Source organism: Schaalia sp. 19OD2882 (assembly GCF_018986735.1).
Lineage (GTDB): Bacteria > Actinomycetota > Actinomycetes > Actinomycetales > Actinomycetaceae > Pauljensenia.
Genome location: NZ_CP065521.1, coordinates 1,471,395 through 1,487,907 on the forward strand (window position 1 = coordinate 1,471,395; position 16,513 = coordinate 1,487,907).

General features: G+C 68.7%; 17 protein-coding genes. 2 read left to right on the top strand and 15 right to left on the bottom strand.

The window, feature by feature from the left end; all coding sequences use genetic code 11:
- Nucleotides 1–8: 8 nt before the first annotated feature.
- Nucleotides 9–503, bottom strand: coding sequence for a hypothetical protein (locus tag I6B53_RS06505; protein WP_216763455.1), 495 nt, complete (start codon nt 501–503; stop codon nt 9–11).
- 18 nt (nt 504–521) lie between these two features.
- Nucleotides 522–1,661: a flavodoxin-dependent (E)-4-hydroxy-3-methylbut-2-enyl-diphosphate synthase gene (gene ispG / locus I6B53_RS06510; RefSeq protein ID WP_216765382.1), complete on the bottom strand. Its 1,140-nt coding sequence runs from the start codon at nt 1,659–1,661 to the stop codon at nt 522–524.
- A gap of 105 nt (nt 1,662–1,766) precedes the next feature.
- On the opposite strand from ispG, the gene I6B53_RS06515 reads away from it, so the two are divergent.
- Complete coding sequence (locus I6B53_RS06515; protein ID WP_253953800.1) at nt 1,767–2,804, top strand: aldo/keto reductase; 1,038 nt, start codon at nt 1,767–1,769, stop codon at nt 2,802–2,804.
- Nucleotides 2,805–2,819: 15 nt separating this feature from the next.
- On the opposite strand, the gene I6B53_RS06520 is transcribed toward I6B53_RS06515, so the two are convergent.
- The 9 genes from I6B53_RS06520 to rpsB all read right to left on the bottom strand — a co-directional run bounded on the left by I6B53_RS06520 (nt 2,820) and on the right by rpsB (nt 11,106).
- A complete protein-coding gene (locus tag I6B53_RS06520; protein ID WP_367880376.1) occupies nt 2,820–4,070 on the bottom strand; it encodes an RIP metalloprotease in 1,251 nt (416 codons plus the stop codon).
- Nucleotides 4,067–5,320, bottom strand: a complete 1,254-nt coding sequence (gene dxr / locus I6B53_RS06525) for a 1-deoxy-D-xylulose-5-phosphate reductoisomerase (protein ID WP_216763456.1) — start codon at nt 5,318–5,320, stop codon at nt 4,067–4,069. The genes I6B53_RS06520 and dxr overlap by 4 nt, the downstream gene beginning before the upstream one ends.
- Nucleotides 5,320–5,871 carry a DivIVA domain-containing protein gene (locus tag I6B53_RS06530; protein WP_216763457.1) on the bottom strand — a complete coding sequence of 184 codons (552 nt, stop codon included), beginning with the start codon at nt 5,869–5,871 and terminating at the stop codon, nt 5,320–5,322. Before I6B53_RS06530 ends, dxr begins: the two co-directional genes overlap by 1 nt.
- Entirely contained in the window at nt 5,871–7,097 is a 1,227-nt protein-coding gene (gene rlmN, locus I6B53_RS06535; RefSeq protein ID WP_216763458.1) for a 23S rRNA (adenine(2503)-C(2))-methyltransferase RlmN, read from the bottom strand. Before rlmN ends, I6B53_RS06530 begins: the two co-directional genes overlap by 1 nt.
- Complete coding sequence (locus I6B53_RS06540) at nt 7,094–7,990, bottom strand: phosphatidate cytidylyltransferase (protein ID WP_216763459.1); 897 nt, start codon at nt 7,988–7,990, stop codon at nt 7,094–7,096. The genes rlmN and I6B53_RS06540 overlap by 4 nt, the downstream gene beginning before the upstream one ends.
- Nucleotides 7,990–8,547, bottom strand: a complete 558-nt coding sequence (gene frr / locus I6B53_RS06545) for a ribosome recycling factor (protein WP_216763460.1) — start codon at nt 8,545–8,547, stop codon at nt 7,990–7,992. Before frr ends, I6B53_RS06540 begins: the two co-directional genes overlap by 1 nt.
- A gap of 14 nt (nt 8,548–8,561) precedes the next feature.
- On the bottom strand, nt 8,562–9,284 hold the full coding sequence (pyrH, locus tag I6B53_RS06550; protein ID WP_216763462.1) for a UMP kinase: 723 nt from the start codon (nt 9,282–9,284) through the stop codon (nt 8,562–8,564).
- Between the two features lie 113 nt (nt 9,285–9,397).
- Nucleotides 9,398–10,225, bottom strand: a complete 828-nt coding sequence (tsf, locus tag I6B53_RS06555) for a translation elongation factor Ts (protein WP_216763464.1) — start codon at nt 10,223–10,225, stop codon at nt 9,398–9,400.
- 23 nt (nt 10,226–10,248) lie between these two features.
- Nucleotides 10,249–11,106, bottom strand: coding sequence for a 30S ribosomal protein S2 (gene rpsB, locus I6B53_RS06560; protein ID WP_216763465.1), 858 nt, complete (start codon nt 11,104–11,106; stop codon nt 10,249–10,251).
- 398 nt (nt 11,107–11,504) lie between these two features.
- Between rpsB and I6B53_RS06565 the strand changes: the two genes are divergently transcribed.
- Complete coding sequence (locus I6B53_RS06565; protein WP_216763467.1) at nt 11,505–12,149, top strand: M23 family metallopeptidase; 645 nt, start codon at nt 11,505–11,507, stop codon at nt 12,147–12,149.
- Here I6B53_RS06565 and I6B53_RS06570 read toward each other — a convergent pair.
- Genes I6B53_RS06570 through I6B53_RS06585 form a run of 4 tightly spaced genes read right to left on the bottom strand, consistent with a single transcriptional unit; the run spans nt 12,122 to nt 16,197 of the window.
- Nucleotides 12,122–13,057 carry a tyrosine recombinase XerC gene (locus I6B53_RS06570; protein WP_216763469.1) on the bottom strand — a complete coding sequence of 312 codons (936 nt, stop codon included), beginning with the start codon at nt 13,055–13,057 and terminating at the stop codon, nt 12,122–12,124. The two genes, I6B53_RS06565 and I6B53_RS06570, sit on opposite strands and share 28 nt — an antisense overlap.
- Nucleotides 13,054–14,241: a DNA-processing protein DprA gene (gene dprA, locus I6B53_RS06575; RefSeq protein WP_216763470.1), complete on the bottom strand. Its 1,188-nt coding sequence runs from the start codon at nt 14,239–14,241 to the stop codon at nt 13,054–13,056. Before dprA ends, I6B53_RS06570 begins: the two co-directional genes overlap by 4 nt.
- Nucleotides 14,228–15,784 (bottom strand): YifB family Mg chelatase-like AAA ATPase, encoded by a 1,557-nt coding sequence (locus tag I6B53_RS06580; protein ID WP_216763472.1) that lies wholly within the window; start codon nt 15,782–15,784, stop codon nt 14,228–14,230. Before I6B53_RS06580 ends, dprA begins: the two co-directional genes overlap by 14 nt.
- Nucleotides 15,781–16,197 (bottom strand): YraN family protein, encoded by a 417-nt coding sequence (locus tag I6B53_RS06585; protein WP_216763473.1) that lies wholly within the window; start codon nt 16,195–16,197, stop codon nt 15,781–15,783. The genes I6B53_RS06580 and I6B53_RS06585 overlap by 4 nt, the downstream gene beginning before the upstream one ends.
- Between the last annotated feature and the right edge of the window lie 316 nt (nt 16,198–16,513).

Here is a 16,513-nt window from a genome sequence, read left to right on the forward strand (position 1 = left end):
GCACGGCTTCACAGGGCCTCGGCGGCGGCCTTGATGTCGCGGAGCATGAGCATCGCCGCGGGGGCTTCGACAGCCAGGGCGGCTTTGATCAACCATGCGGGCATGTCCTGGGTCGACAGGTGCCGCTCACGCAAGTGGATGCGGGTGCGCTCGTTGGCCTCGGGCAGCAGAGCGAGCGCGCAGCTCGAAGGGCGCTCGTCCTCGTCATCCAGACCCGGCAGGGCCGCTGCCAGGACGAGGCAGTCCCCCGCCTCCTCGTACAGGACCGTCTCGCGTTCGACATGGGCGAAAGCCCGTTCGAGCGCCCTCCACACGAGGGCGGGGGGTGCGTCGACCAGGATCGCCCTGTCGACGATGACGTCGGCCATGGGAACCACCAAGTCACCGGGTAGTGAGATCGCCGCCTGCGACCTGGTCAGTCCCACTCGTGAGGGGAATCCAGTGGCCCACACGACTGCGGCCAGTCCTGCTGCCCCCAGCAGCGCTGCGGTGCGAATGCGCATGGTCGATCCTTCCTCGGGTCAGCGGGTGACCGGCACGACCTCGACGGCGCCCTCTGCCCCACCCTCGAGTCCGAGGGTCTCGGCCAGCGCTTCGGCGTGACGGATGAGGGTCTCCACGATCTGGTCCTCGGGGACGGTTTCGACCACCTGCCCCTTGATGAAGATCTGCCCCTTGCCGTTGCCGGAGGCCACCCCCAGGTCTGCCTCACGAGCCTCACCGGGTCCGTTGACGACGCAGCCCATGACGGCCACGCGCAGCGGCACGGTGAGGTGTTTGAGGCCCTCGGTGACGTCCTCGGCCAGGGTCCACACGTCCACCTGGGCGCGTCCGCAGGAGGGGCAGGAGACGATCTCCAGGGTCCGCTCACGCAATCCCATGAACTCCAGCAGCTTCGTGCCGACCTTGACCTCCTCCACGGGGGGTGCCGACAGGGAAACCCGGATCGTGTCGCCGATGCCCTGGCTGAGCAGGACGGAAAAGGCCGACACCGACTTGATGGTGCCCTGGAAAGCGGGGCCGGCCTCGGTCACTCCCAGGTGCAGGGGCCAGTCACCGCGTTCGGAGAGCTGACGGTAGGCCTCGACCATGGTCAGGACGTCGTGGTGTTTGACCGAGATCTTGAAGTCGTGGAAATCGTTCTCCTCGAACAGGGAGGCCTCCCACACGGCCGACTCGACCAGGGCCTCCGGGGTGGTGCGCCCGTACTTCTTCAGCAGACGCGGGTCCAGGGACCCCGCATTGACACCGATGCGCAGGGAGACTCCGTGGTCGCTCGCCGCGCGACAGATGTCGGCCACTTGGTCGTCGAAGCGACGGATGTTGCCCGGGTTCACACGCACCGCGCCGCAGCCGGCCGCGATGGCGGTGAACACGTACTTGGGGTTGAAGTGGATGTCGGCGATCACGGGGATGCGGGACTGCTGGGCGATGATCTTCAGCGCATCGGCATCCTTGTCCGTCGGGCAGGCCACTCGGACGATGTCGCATCCGGCGGCGGTGAGTTCGGCGATCTGCTGCAAGGTGGCGCCGATGTCGTGGGTCTTCGTCGTGGTCATCGACTGGACCGAGACGGGCGCACCGCCCCCCACCGGAAGGTCTCTGACCATGATCCGGCGGGTCTGCTTGCGCGGGAAGGGGGTGGCACGCACGCCGGGCATGCCCAAGGAAATCTCACTCACCCGGTCATTATCCCCCACCCCGCTTTGCGCGAGCACACACGGGCCATGCGCCGCTGACCACACCCGAGGCGCATAGACTTTCGAATGCGACAGATCGAAAGAAGGCCCTTCGACGAGGACGGGAACGGCATGGAACAACGCCACATCGCAAGCACGGGCCGGTCGGCCTCGGTGATCGGCATCGGCACGTGGCAGCTCGGGGCGGACTGGGGTGAGGTGAGTGAGGACCAGGCGGGCCAGGTCCTGTCCGCAGCCCTCGCCGAGGGCGTGACCTTCATCGACACTGCCGACGTCTACGGTGACGGGCGCTCCGAGCGCCTCGTCGGCGCCTTCGCCGCCGCCCACCCGGACTCGGGGCTCGTCATTGCCACGAAGATGGGGCGCCGAGTGCCGCAAGTCCGTGAGAACTACACGGCCGAGGCCATGCGCCAGTGGAACGACAGGTCCCGCCGGATGCTCGGTGTGGACACTCTTGACCTGGTCCAGCTGCACTGCCCACCGACCGATGTCCTTGGCGACCCGCTCACGTGGCAGACCTTGCGCGACATGGTCGACGAGGCCCGTATCCGCGCCTTCGGCGCCTCCGTGGAAACCTGTGAGCAGGCGCTCCTGGCGATGGACGGCGGGGCCTCGAGCATCCAGATCATCCTCAATGTCATGCGCAGGAAGCCCCTGGAAGAAGTTCTCCCGGCTGCACGGGAGCGCGGCGTGGGCATCATCGTGCGTGTGCCGCTGGCTTCCGGACTGCTCTCGGGCCGTTACTCGAAGGACACGACCTTCGCAGCCGACGACCACCGCACCTACAACCGCCACGGTGAGGCCTTCGACGTGGGTGAGACCTTCTCGGGAGTCCCCTTCGAAGTCGGCATCGAGGTCGCGCAGGAGTTCTCGCGCCTGTGCGCCGAGCTGGGACCGGAGGGGGCCACGCCCGCCCAAGTCGCCCTGAAGTGGGTGACCCAGCAGCCCGGGGTGACCACGGTGATCCCCGGCGCCCGCAATGCCGACCAAGCTCGCGCAAATGCTCGCTCGGCCGCCCTGCCCGACCTGTCGGAGGAGTTCCTGTCCGCGCTGGAGGAGCTCTACGACCAACGGATCAGGGCCCACGTCCACCACAGGTGGTGAATCGGAAGGGCCGGCTCACCCCAAGGTGATGGGCTTGATGATGTCGGCAACGACGAGGATCACACTCATCGCCACCAAGGCGGCGCCTGTGGCGTAGGTCAGCGGCATGAGTCGTGCCGTGTCCGCCGGCCCCGGGTCCGGCCTGCGGCGCGCGCGGGCAAGCATCCGTCGCCCGCCCTCGTAAAGGGCCCCCATCACGTGGCCCCCGTCCAGAGGCGGCAGCGGGATGAGGTTGAAGACGCACAGAGCCATGTTCAGTGACGCCAGCAGCAGCAGGAGCACCTGGAAGGACTGGAGGATCCCCTCCCCTCCCCTCTGGGTGCCCGAGTCGGTGACCTCACCGGCAATGCGCCCCACGCCGACCACGGAGATGACGCCCGTCCGGTCCCGAGGAGCCTCCGTGAACACGGAGACGATGACATTCCACACGCCCATGGGCAGGCCGATCACCGCCGAGGCCGTGCCCGTGGCCATGCCCCACACGGCCTCGCCCACTTGCGCCGGGCTCGCAGAATGCTGGCCGATCTCGGAGACGATGCCGACCATCCCGTAGCCCTCGGTCGAGGCGGCGACAGTGAGTGTGACCTGGACGGGCTGGCCTTGCCGCTGCAGGACGAGGGAGACTTCCTTGCCGGCGCTGGAACGCATGTGTTCCACGACCTGGCTCCAGGACTGTACGTCCATCCCGTCGACGCCCGTCACCACGTCACCGGGAAGGATGCCGGCCTGCGCGGCGGGGCTGGGAACCTCACCGGTGGAGGTGGTCACGGTGGGAACCACTTCGGCCACCGTGGTCGTCGGCTCCGACACGCCGATGCCGACCAGTGCGCCGACCGTCAGCGCCACGGAGAGCAGCAGGTTCATCGCAGGACCCGCCAACATGACGACGACCTTTCGGCGCGCAGGCAGGCAGTGGAAGGGACGCCCCTCGGTTCCCGGCGGCATCTCCTCCATGGACTGGCGCCGCGCCTCCTCGGCCAGAGTCAGCCGTCCCCTGCGATCGGTGGTCGCCGTTGTCTCACGGGCCGGCGGGAACATTCCGGGGATCCGGACAAAACCTCCCAGGGGGACGGCGCGCAAGGAGTACGTCGTCTCTCCGACGGTGCGTTTCCACAGGCGTGGGCCGAAACCAATGGCGAACTCCGGGACAGGGACGCCGAATCGCTTGGCGAAGAACATGTGGCCGGCCTCGTGCAGGCCCACGGAGACCAGAAGGCCGATGACCATGAAGACAATGCCCCAAGTCTGACCCAGAAGGTGCGTCACGACAGGCTCCCCCTCCGGGCGTCGGCCTTGGCCCCCGCCTGTGTCACGGCCCACTCCTGGACTCCGAGGACGTCGGCCAGGTCCGGGTCGGCGATCCCGTCATGGGCCTCGACGACTTCGGTGAGGATGTCGACGATGTCCAGCCATTCGAGTGCGCCGTGGATGAAGCGGTCGACGAGGACCTCGTTGGCGGCGTTGAGGACGGCCGGGTGGGTGTCCGAGGCAGCGACGGCCGAGCGAGCCAAGTCGACCGCCGGGAAGGTGGCGGCGTCCACGGCTTCGAATGTCCACGCCTGGGTGGCGTCCCACCGCAAGGGGGTCTCCACCCGGTCCAGTCTTTCGGGCCAGGTCATGCCCAAGGCGATCGGCAACTTCATGTCGGGTGGCGAGGCCTGGGCGATGGTGGCGCCGTCCTTCCACGTGACCATCGAGTGGATGATGGACTGCGGGTGCACGACGGTGAGCACATGATGCGGCTCCACGTCGAAAAGCAGGTGGGCTTCGATGAGTTCCAGACCCTTGTTGACCAAAGTCGAAGAATTGACCGTCACCACCGGCCCCATGTCCCACGTCGGGTGGGCCAGCGCCTGCGCTGCGGTGACTCCGCGCAGGTCGGCGCGGCTGCGGCCGCGGAACGGGCCGCCGGAGGCCGTGAGGACCAGGTCGGCCACCTCACTGCGGCCCGTGACCACCGGCGAAGTCAGACCCCTCTCGTGCACGCCGCAGCGCAGCGCCTGGGCGATGGCGCTGTGTTCGGAGTCGACAGGCACCACCTGGCCGGGGCGACGCATTGCCTTCCTCACCAAGGCTCCGCCGATGACCAGTGACTCCTTGTTCGCCAGCGCCAGGGTACTGCCCGCCTCCAGGGCCGCCAGGGTCGGGCCAAGTCCCACTCCCCCGGTGATGCCGTTGAGGACCACCGCCTCGGGGAAGGATCCGGCCACCCGGGTCACGGCTTCAGGGCCTTCGAGGACCTCGGGCAGCAGGGCCGGCGCCAGAGACGGCTCCGTACGACGCAGGTTCGCCAAGGCGTCCCGAAGCTCCGCGCCACAGGTCGTGGCGACAGCGACGACCTCGACGCGGTGGCTCAGGGCCTGTCTGGCCAGGGCCATCACATCCGCGCCTCCGGCCGCCAACGCGCGCACTCGGAAGCGACCCGGGTGGGAGGAGATGACGTCCAGGGCCTGTGTGCCGATGGAACCTGTCGAGCCGAGCAGGACGACGTCCCGGTGCGAGGCCTCGGCGGGCATCAACTGACCGCCAGGATGATCTCGACTGCGCGACCAAGGTAGGCGTCGACCGGCCCCTCGGCGTAGGCGCGGCGCCCTCGTGCGGGACGGAAGACCGCATGACGCACCTCGTCGACAGTGATCTCTCCGCGGTCGTCGAAGTAGGCGGCCAGTTGGTCGAGCAGCTCGTCGACCTCCTGTGCGTCGTAGCCGCGACCACGCTTGGGATGGGCGAAACGTTCCCCTTGGGGACGCAACAGACGCGGGTACAGGGTCGTGGCGCGGTCGGCAACCTTGTCGAACCATGCCTTCTCGCCGTTGACAGCCACATGGGTGGCGCGGTCGCGTTCGACGAACGCGGCCTCGAGGCGGCACATGGCGGCGTCGACGGCGGCAATGTCGTACCCGCGGCGACGAAGGTTGAAGGTGGCCTGACGCACCTGGTCCGAACTGAAGTGCTCAGCCGGCACTCCGCCCTCGTACGCGCGACGGGCGTCCTCGAGGAACTCGTCGACCCCGGCGGGGTCGTACCCGTGCCGGAAGAAACTCACGCGCGGGAAAGCGTTGGACATCAGTTCCCCTCCTCGGTGGCGGTCGAGCCGGCGCGGCGGCCTCCGTCGCGCACTGCGGTGGCGAGCTGGCCGCACGCCCCGTCGATGTCGGACCCGCGGGTGTCGCGGATCGTGGTGGAGATCCCATTGTGGCGCAGCGTGCGGACGAATTCATCCTGCGCGCGGCGAGTCGATGCGGTCCAGATGGAACCGGGGGTCGGGTTCAACGGAATCGGGTTGACGTGCACCCATCCTTTTCCGCGCGAATTGAGTTCTTCGGCCAGCAGTTGCGCGCGCCACACCTGATCGTTCATGTCCTTGATCAGTGCATATTCGATGGACACGCGCCGGCCGGTGGCCAAGAAGTAGCGGCGTGCGGCATCGAGCAGCTCGCCGACCTTCCAGCGGGAGTTCACCGGGATGAGGTCGTCACGCAGGTCGTCGTCCGGGGCGTGCAGGGACACGGCAAGGGTCACCGGCAGTCCTTCGGCGGCCAGTTTGTCGATCGCAGGCACCAGACCCACCGTGGAGACGGTGACCCCACGAGCCGACATGCCGAAGCCTTCGGGCACATCGTCGACGAGGCGGCGCACGGCGCCGATGACGGCCCTGTAGTTGGCCAACGGTTCGCCCATGCCCATGAAGACGACGTTGGACAGGCGAGTGGGCCCACCCGCCAGGTCGCCGCGTGCACAGGCCGCACGCGCCTGGCGCACCTGGTCGACGATCTCCGCAGTGGAGAGGTTGCGGGTCAGGCCCATCTGGCCTGTGGTGCAAAAGGGGCAGGCCATGCCGCATCCGGCTTGCGAGGACACGCACACGGTTGTGCGGTCGCTGTAGCGCATGAGGACCGACTCCACCTGGGCTCCGTCGTGCAGCTCCCACAGGTGTTTGATCGTCGTTCCGCCGTCGGCACTCAGTGCTGTGGCTTCGGTGACGAGTCTCGGGAAGAAGGTCGTGCGCACCAGCTCCGATGCCGATGCGGGCAGGTCTGACATGAGGTCGGGGTCGCTCAGGTGGTGTTCGAAGTAGTGGCGCGAGAGCTGGTCGGCACGGAAGGCCGGAAGACCCGCCTCGGCCACCACCTTCTTGCGACCGGCAAGGTCGAGGTCCGCCAAGTGGGCGGGCGCTTTGCCCCGTCTCTTCGCCGTGAAGGACAGGACCGGCTTGGCGTCGGGGGTCAGGGCACCCTCAGGCGGTTGGTCGGTCGGCCGTACCTCTCGACGAGGACGAGGCTGGCGGTTCATGCGGGCACTCCCAAGGCCTGGACGAAGAAGAAGTGGAAGACCGGTGCGGTGACCAGCATGGCATCGACCCGGTCGAGGAGGCCGCCGTGTCCGGGCAGCAGATTCGACATGTCCTTGAGTCCCACCTCGCGTTTGAGCAGCGACTCCGTGAGGTCCCCGAGAGTGCCGACGGCGGCGATGACCACGCCGACCAGGATCCCCCACCACCAGTGGGCGCCGAGCAGCCAGAAGGCCAAGACGGCGCCGCCCGTGCAGGCGAGCACCGACCCGGCGAACCCCTCCCAGGACTTCTTCGGGGACAGGCGCGGGGCCATCGGGTGCTTGCCGAAAAGGACTCCCGCACCCCAGCCGCCGAGGTCGTTGAGGGCGGTGATGCCCGCGTAGACGGCAATGAGCCACGGCTGGTGGAAGTCCCGCAGGATGAGGATGACGAAGGAGGCCAGGAAGGGCACGTACACGGCCGCGAACACGGAGGCGGTGACGTCACTGACCCTCGCCGGGCTGCGACCGTCCAGCAGGCGCCACGCCATGACCGCCAGCACTGTGAGGAACAGCGAGACCACCAGGGCCTCCGGGCCGAGCGTCCACGCGCAGGTGAGCATGCCCACCCCCCCGACGTACAGGGGGGCCAGCGCCATGCGGATGCCGACCCGGACGAAGGCACCGCCGAGTTCCCACAGGCCCACTAGGGCCAGGACGCCCACGAGGATCACGAACGCCGACTCGTTGACCGCCAGCGAACCGACCACCAGGGCGATGAGGATCACGGAGGTGCCAATGGCTGCAGGTAGATTCCTGCCTGCGCGTCCCGTCGTGGCCAGGGCCACGCGGTCCTGTCTCGGTGCCGGGTGGACCAGCCCGTGAGGAAGGTGGATGGACGGGTCTCGACTCATCAGACGGTGAGGAGCTCGCCTTCCTTCGCGGCGAGCAGCTTGTCGATCTGGTCCACGTGGGACTTCGTCGTAGCCTCCAGCGACTTCTCCGCGCGATCGACCTCGTCCTCGCCTGCCTCGCCGTCCTTCTTCAGACGGTCCAGGGAGTCCTTGGCCTTGCGGCGCACTCCACGCACGGACACGCGGGCGTCCTCGGCCTTCGCCTTGGCCTGCTTGACGTACTCCTTGCGGCGTTCCTCGGTCAGGGCCGGCAGGACGACGCGGATGACATTGCCGTCATCGGTGGGGTTCACGCCCAAGTCGGATTCGCGCAGGGTCCGCAGGATCTCCTGCGTGGCGGTGCGGTCGAAGGGGGAGATGAGGACAGTGCGGGCCTCGGGGATCTGGAAGGAGGCCAGCTGCTGCATGGGGGTCGGCGCACCGTAGTAGTCGACGAGGAGTTGTTCGAACATGGCGGAGTTCGCGCGTCCGGTCCGGATGTGTCCGAACTCCACGCGGGCCACCTCGATGGCGCGGTCCATCTTCTCCTCGGCTTCGAGCAGAATGTCGTCGATCACGTGGGGCTCCTTCGTCAGTTCTCGATCTGTGCCGACACAAGCGTACCGATTCTCTCACCCAGTAGGGCCGATGTGACATTGCCGGATTCGGACATCCCGAAGACCCGCATGATCAGTCCGTTGTCCTGGCACAGGGCGAAGGCGGCAGCGTCGACCACCTTGAGTCCTTGGGTCAGGGCGTCGGCGTAGGTGAGGAACTCCAGGCGCTTGGCATCGGGGTTCTGGCGGGGGTCCGAGTCGTAGACTCCGTCCACGCCGTTCTTGGCGACGAGCAGTTCGTCGCAGTGGGTCTCCAGGGCACGCTGGGCGGACACGGTGTCCGTGGAGAAGTAGGGCATGCCTGCACCCGCGCCGAAGACGACGACGCGGCCCTTTTCCATGTGGCGGATGGCGCGCAGCGGGATGTAGGGCTCGGCCACCTGCTGCATGGCGATGGCGCTCTGGACTCGGGCGGGAACGCCGGCTTGCTCGATGAAGTCCTGCAGGGCCAGGGCGTTCATGACGGTGCCCAGCATGCCCATGTAGTCGGCGCGTGAGCGGTCCAGTCCCGAGCGGGACAGTTCTGCGCCGCGGAAGAAGTTGCCACCTCCGACAACCACGGCGACCTGGACTCCGCAGTCGACCGCCGCGGCGATCTGTCCGGCCACGTCGCGCACGACGACCGGGTCGAGGCCGACGGAGCCGCCTCCGAATGCCTCACCGGAGAGTTTGAGCAGGACACGACGCTGACTGTTCACGGAAGTTCCTCCATGGGCTCGTGGGGTGTTGACGAGGGCGGGGGCACGTGGGCGGCCCGGGCCGCCCACGTGCGGCGACGGCCCCGCCGGAAGGCGGGGCCGTCAACGGTTGGTCAGGAGCCGACGTGCACGCGCACGAACTCGGTGACCGTGGCGCCGGCCGCGGCGAGCACCTTGCCGACGCTCTGACTGGGGTCCTTGGCGAAGGCCTGGTCGACGAGGCAGTTCTCCTTGAAGAAGGCCTCAAGGCGACCCTGGACGATCTTGGGGACGATGGCCTCGGGCTTGCCCTCCTCCAGGGTGATCTTCTCCAGGGTGGCGCGCTCCTTGTCGAGCACTTCGGCCGGGACGGAGTCACGGTCGAGGTAGGCCGGCATGTAGGCGGCGATGTGCATGGCGATGTCGTGGGCCACGGAGGCGCCGGCTGCGTCGGTGACGACGAAGACACCCACCTGCGGGGGCAGGTCGGGGCTGGTCTGGTGCAGGTAGAGGTCGACGTTGTCGCCCTCGACGCGCACGACGCGACGGATCTCGAGCTTCTCGCCGATGACGGCGGCCATCTCGTTGACCTTCTCGCCCACGGTCGAGCCGCCCATCGGGGCAGCAAGGAGGGTCTCGACGTCGGCAGCGCCCGAGGCGAGGGCCGCCTCGAGGATCTCGGCGGCGAAGGCGATGAACTTCTGGTTCTTGGCGACGAAGTCGGTCTCGGAGTTGACCTCGACCAGGACACCGACGGAGCCCTCGACCTTGGCTGCGAGCAGGCCCGCGGAGGCCTGGCGGCCCTCGCGCTTGGACAGCGATTTGAGGCCCTTGAGGCGGATGATCTCCAGAGCCTTCTCGGTGTCGCCGTCGGCCTCGGTCAGGGCGTTCTTGACGTCCAGCATTCCGGCGCCGGTCTGCTCACGCAGGGCCTTGACGTCGGCTGCGGTGAAGTTTGCCATCACTGGTTTCCTCTCTTGTCGAGTCAGTCCTGGGCGGGAGCCTCGGCCTGCTCGGCCGGGGTCTCGGTCGCGGGGGCCTCGGTGGTTTCGGCGGCGGGGGCCTCTAAGGCCTCCAGCAGCTCGCGCTCCCACTCGGCCAGGGGCTCGGCGGCAGGGGCGGCGGCCTCGTCACCGGCGGGCTTGCGCGCGGCGGAGCGGGCCAGCAGCCCCTCGGCCACGGCGTCGGCGATCACCCGGGTGAGCAGGGCGACGGCGCGGATGGCGTCGTCGTTGCCGGGGATGCGGTAGTCGACCTCGTCCGGGTCGGCGTTGGTGTCGAGGATGGCGACGATCGGGATCTTGAGCTTGCGGGCCTCGGAGACGGCCAAGTGCTCCTTCTTCGGGTCGACGATCCACACGGCGGAGGGGACCTTGGCCATGTCGCGGATGCCGCCCAGGGTGCGGTCCAGCTTGTCCTTCTCACGACTCATCATGAGCAGTTCCTTCTTCGTGTGGCCGGAGGCGGCCACGTCGTCGAAGTCGATCTGCTCGAGCTCCTTGAGGCGCTGGAGGCGCTTTGCGACGGTGGAGAAGTTGGTGAGCATGCCGCCCAGCCAGCGGTGGTTGACGTAGGGCATGCCCACGCGCTGTGCCTGCTCGGCGACGGCCTCCTGGGCCTGCTTCTTCGTGCCGACGAAGAGGATGGATCCACCGTGGGCGACGGTCTCCTTGACGAAGTCGAAGGCGATGTCGATGTCGGCGATCGTCTGCTGCAGGTCGATGATGTAGATGCCGTTGCGTTCGGTGAGGATGAAGCGCTTCATCTTCGGGTTCCAACGGCGGGTCTGGTGTCCGAAGTGGACGCCGGACTCGAGCAGCTGACGCATGGTGACGACTGCCATTGATCGTCCTTTCCCTGCCCGGGGCAGGTTCTCGGGGCTTGGCCCCTGGTGTTCGGTTGTCGCCCTCGTCCCGGAAGTCCCGGCCGGGGCCCTGGTGCCATGACCGTCCGACTCCCCCAAGGGGACCGTTGCCGGACGCGCCCCGCACCCGTGCCGCGTCGAGGCGGAGTGTGCGGAAATGGCACGCGAAGTCACCTGCGCAGGCAGGCGCAGGAGGAAGTCTATCCCACGCCCACGGGCATCTCGGACAGGGCTCCTGTGAGTCCGGTCCCGCTGCCGTCCACAGGCGGTTCCCGCCACGCGGCTGTTCCACAGAGTCGTTCGACCATCGAGGCGCCGTCCACAGGCACCCTGCGAGTGGATGGTGCCCATGGGCCCGAGCGCCCCAGGATCACCTCATGGGCCACGAAACCTACACGCGGAAACGGCGGGCGTTTGCACAGATGCTCGCCCTCTTGGCGATGGTGTGCGCTGCCCTGGCCCCCTCCCCCTTGCCCACGCACGCCGTGGCGGCGCGCGCCACCTGGTCGTGGCCCACCGGTCACCCGGTGCCGGTGGTCCGCGCCTTCGACCCGCCGGACATGCCGTGGCTTGCGGGGCACCGCGGGGTCGACCTGGACGTGCCGGTCGGCTCGATCGTGGTGGCACCGGCCGAGGGAAGGGTCGTCCATGCGGGTGACCTTGCCGGACGCGGAGTCCTGTCCATCGAACACATGGGGCCACTCGGTGCGATCCGCTCCACTTATGAGCCGGTGAAGGCGACAGTCGTCGTGGGGCAGATGGTCTCACGCGGGCAGCAAGTGGCCGTGGTCGAGGAGGGCCACTCCCCCGGCGCCCTGCACTGGGGCGCCAAGACCTCACGCACCCACTACGTGGACCCCCTGCGGATGTTGGCGCCGAAAGTCGTCCTCAAGCCTTGGGAGGGGTCCTTGGGAGGGGTGAGTGCGGCCTTCACGGGTGCGCGGCGGATGGCCGCGTCGACGAGGGCGGAGCCGGACCCCGTCCGGGAACGGGTTCAGGCGCGGGGGTGCGCCTGCCGGTAGATGGTGCTCAAGCGGAGTGCGTCCACATGTGTGTAACGCTGGGTGGTCGCCACAGAGGCGTGGCCGAGCAGCTCTTGGACGGCGCGCAGGTCGGCACCGCCCTGCAGCATGTGGGTGGCGGCCGTGTGGCGCAATGCGTGGGGAGCCAGGTCCTTGACCCCCGCAGTGGCGCAGGCGCGATGGATCATCGTGCGCACGACTCGCTGGTCGATGCGCCCACCCATGGCCCCGAGGAACAGGGCGTTGGTGGAGCCCGGCAGGGTGGAATTCTTGCGGCCGACGACGAGGGCGGGGCGGGCCCGGTGGATCCACCGGTCCAGGGCCGCGAGCGCGGGCTCCCCCAAGGGCACCGTGCGTTCCTTGCCCCCCTTTCCTCGCACGCGCAGGGTCCCGTTGCTGCGGTCCAGGCAATCAAGGTCGAGTGCGCACAGTTCTGCCACACGGATGCCGCTGGAGTAGATGACTTCGAGGATCGCCCAGTCGCGCACGATGACGGGGTCGTGGTCCGCAGCCTCGGCTCGGGCGGTCTCCATGAGGCGTCTGGCGCCCTGGACGTCTTCGACCTGTGGGAGGTGTTGGTCCGCGCGAGCCGCAACCAGCGGAAGTCCCGGGTCGGAGGCCAGGTGATCGTGGTCATGGGCCCATGCGGTGAAGGCTCGCATGGAGGCCACGTGACGTGCGGTGGTCGCGCGGCTGGCCCCCGCGTCGGCTCCGGCGGCGAGCCACGAGCGGATGGCGCGAGTGGTCAGGCGCCTTTCCAGAGTTTCGGCGTCGCAGTCCACCTCCAGGCCGAGGTGTGCCAGGCATGCGGCCACGTCATGGGTGTAGGCCCTCACAGTGTTCGAACTCAGTCCTTTGCCGGCGCGCAGGTGTTCTTCCCATGCGGCAAGGGGCGGTCGGGGCGTCATGCCCCCATGCTAGGCAGGCTGCGAACCCGGGCCCAGCCGCGCGGGTCGGCGCGGACGAGTCCGCGCAGTTCGAGGCGCGCCAGGGCCGTCAGGACCTGCCGTGGCGCCATCCCTGCGGCCCGGGACAGGCGCGCCAGATCGGTGCCTGCCCGCGCCGGCAGTGCCTCCCATACGCGCCGTTGGTCCGGGGGAAGTGCGTCCGTGCCCCGGTCGTTGTCCACCGGCGTGCCGAAGAGGGGTTCGGTGACCTCGCGCATGTCGTGGGTGGCACCTCCGACCGGGGCAAGCATTTCGAGGACGTCGCGGCTGTCACGCACCAGCGTGCCTCCGCGCCGGATGAGTTCATGGCAGCCTCCCGATGCGGGGGAGGTGACCGGGCCGGGCACGGCTCCGACTTCGCGGCCGAGATCCATGGCGCGTCTGGCAGTGGCCAGGGCGCCTGATCGCATGGCGGCTTCGACGACGACGAGTGCGTGGCAGTGGGCGGCGATGAGACGGTTGCGTTCGAGGAAGCGCCATTTGGCGGGCCTCCACGTGGGCGGGACCTCACTGACCAGTGCCCCGCCCTGCGCCACGACCTGTTCGAAGAGATCCTCATGGGCCACGGGGTACATGTTGGCCAGGCCACCGGCGAGGTGGACGACAGTGGGTGCCCCTTCGTCCAAGGCCCCCCGGTGGGCCGCGATGTCGATGCCGAATGCCCCACCTGAGACGACGAGGACGCCCTCGTGGGAGAGTTCCACGCCGAGGTCGTGGGCGGTGCGCGCACCCACCTGCGTGGCGGCCCTGGCTCCAACCACGGCAGCGGTCGGTCGGCGTGGCAGGTGGCCACGCAGCCACAGGAGGTTCGGCGGCTGGTCGAGGTCGTCCACGCCGGTGGGCCACTCCGGCTCCCCTGGCCGGATGAGTCGTCCTCCCACGGCGTCGAGCATCTCCAGCTCCCGTTCGGCCTCACCCGGCCTGCCGCGAGGGGCCCATCTTTCCCACGCCGCACGCCACTGGTTCCAGGAGGCGCTCGCGGTGAGGACTTCGGGCAGGGGGCCTGGCGTGTGGGCGCCGGCCCACTGCCGGGCCTCCTCGTCGCCCAGAGCCAGTCGCAGGGCCCGCGCGTGGGCGTCGCCGGGTTCTGCCACGCAGCTCCACCACACGTCCGCGGGAACTCCCGGAGTTTCAGGCGATGTCATGGGGTCCTCCTGTTCGCAGGGCGAGGGCCAACGCCAAGTGCGTCTCGTCGATGCGTGAGGTGTCCTCAAGGTCAGCCAAGGTCCACATGAGCCGGAGGACCCTGTCCAGGCCACGCATGGACAGGTCTCCGCGATCCACGGCCTCGTCGAGCAGTGTGAGCAGGGGGCGCGGTGTCCCCGAGTGCTCACGCAGCCATGACCCGGGCAGCTGGGAGTTGAGGGTCCATGGGGTGTCCGTGAGTCGCTGGGCGCTTCGGGCCCGGGCGGCGGCGACCTTCTCGCGGGAGTCCGCCGACGTCCTGGGGGTGCTGGCGAAGAGGTCGGCTCGGGTGGGGGCACGCATGTGCACGGTGATGTCGACACGGTCCAGCAGGGGCCCGGACAGGCGCGACATGTAGCGTCGCTTGGCCAAGGAGGTGCATGTGCAGGCCTTCGCCCTGGTCCCACCGCCGCAGGGGCACGGGTTGGAGGCCAGGACCAGTTGGAATCGCGCCGGATAGCGGGCGTGTCCTCGGGCTCGGTGGATCGTCACTTCGCCGGACTCGAGGGGCTGGCGCAGGGCGTCCAGGACGGAGGGGGCGAATTCGGCGGCCTCGTCCAGGAAGAGGACTCCTCCGTGGGCCAGGGACACGGCGCCGGGTCGAGCCAAGGGTGAGCCTCCTCCTACCAGTGCGGGCATTGTCATTGCGTGATGGGGGGCTTGGAAGGGTGGCGTGCGCACCAGTGCGGCGTTCTCCGGCAGGACGCCGGCCACGGAGTGCAGGGCGGTCGTGGTCAGCGCGGTGGCGTCGTCCAGGGGCGGCAGGATCGTCGGCAGGCGTTTGGCGAGCATGGTCTTGCCGGCTCCGGGTTCGCCCAGGAGGAAGAGATGGTGTCCGCCTGCTGCTGCGCATTCGAGTGCGTCGATGGCCACGTCCTGACCGCGCACTTGTGCCAGGTCGAGCCCTTCACAGGCATTGGCTTGCGCAGTGGGTCGGTCGACGCCGCCCGCGGGGGTGCCCAGGACGACCGGGCGATGGGCTTCGGCTCCGCAGTCGCGCACGAGGTCGGCCAGGTGTTCGTAGGCGCGCACCTCGATGCCGGGCACCATGGCGGCCTCGCAGGCATTGCCGGAGGCGACGACGGCCCGCCCCATCCCGGCGACGGCGGCAGCTGCCAGGGCCGGCAGGACTCCGCGCACGGGCCGCAAGGAGCCGTCCAGGGCGACCTCGGCCAGCAGGACGCACCCGTCGAAGGGCGCCACCGGCACCTTCCGTGTGGCCACCAGGACGGAAGTGGCGATCGCCAAGTCGAATCCGGACCCGGACTTGGGCAGACCGGCGGGCGAAAGGTTGACGGTGAGCTTCTGGTCGGCCTTTTCCAGACCGCAGGACTGCAGGGCGGAACGCACCCTCTCCTTCGCCTCGCGCAGGGAGGCGTCGGGCAGTCCCACCAAGGTGAAGCCCGGCAAGCCGCGCCCCACATGGGTCTCGACGTCCACGACATGCCCGTCGAGTCCCACCAGGGCCACTGCGTGCGTCGTCGCCACCGGCGCAGTGCTCATTGCAAGGCCTCGATCCACTGGAGGTGGACTCCCAGTGAGTCCAGGTCGACCGTGCCCGCCTCGCACTGGCGCACTGCCTCTTGTCGTGAGGTGGAAGGAACGGTCAAGGCCATGACGTCGATGCGCAAATGTGTCTTGCAGGCGTGTTCACGCGCCCAAGCAGCTGCAAGACCACGTAGACGTCGCATCTTGCGCTCGTCGACGGATTCCAGGGGTGTGCCGTGAAGGTCTCCGATCCGGGTGCGCACTTCGACGACGACAGTCGTCTCCGGCGTTTCGGCGATGATGTCGAGTTCTCCTCGCCGCCCGTCGCGCCAGTTCCTCTGGACGACCTCGTAGCCGGCGCTCTTGAGCAGGGCGACGGCGTGTTCCTCCCCCGCCCGCCCCAGGGCCTTCCTGTGTGAAAGCTGCATCGAATCACCTCCACCTCCACGGTGGCAGGGCGCGGGGCACCTGTCAGCCCTGGCCGCACCGTCCTGTGGACAATGCATCGCAGGTGGCGGCGCCTGTGGACTGGGACCAGCCGCACTCTCTCCTGTGGACGCAGGCGCCGCACACGGGCGAACGGCCGGCATGTGCAGTGTCGACAGGGAGTTTCCGGCACGACCATTGTGCACACAATGTGTTCCATCGACGCATTGGTGATACGGCGAAAATGGCCGGATTCCGGGCTTTCGGGGAGCCGACGCCCGCAACGGCGAGCAGCATCGTGTGCGGGAGCCTGTCGCG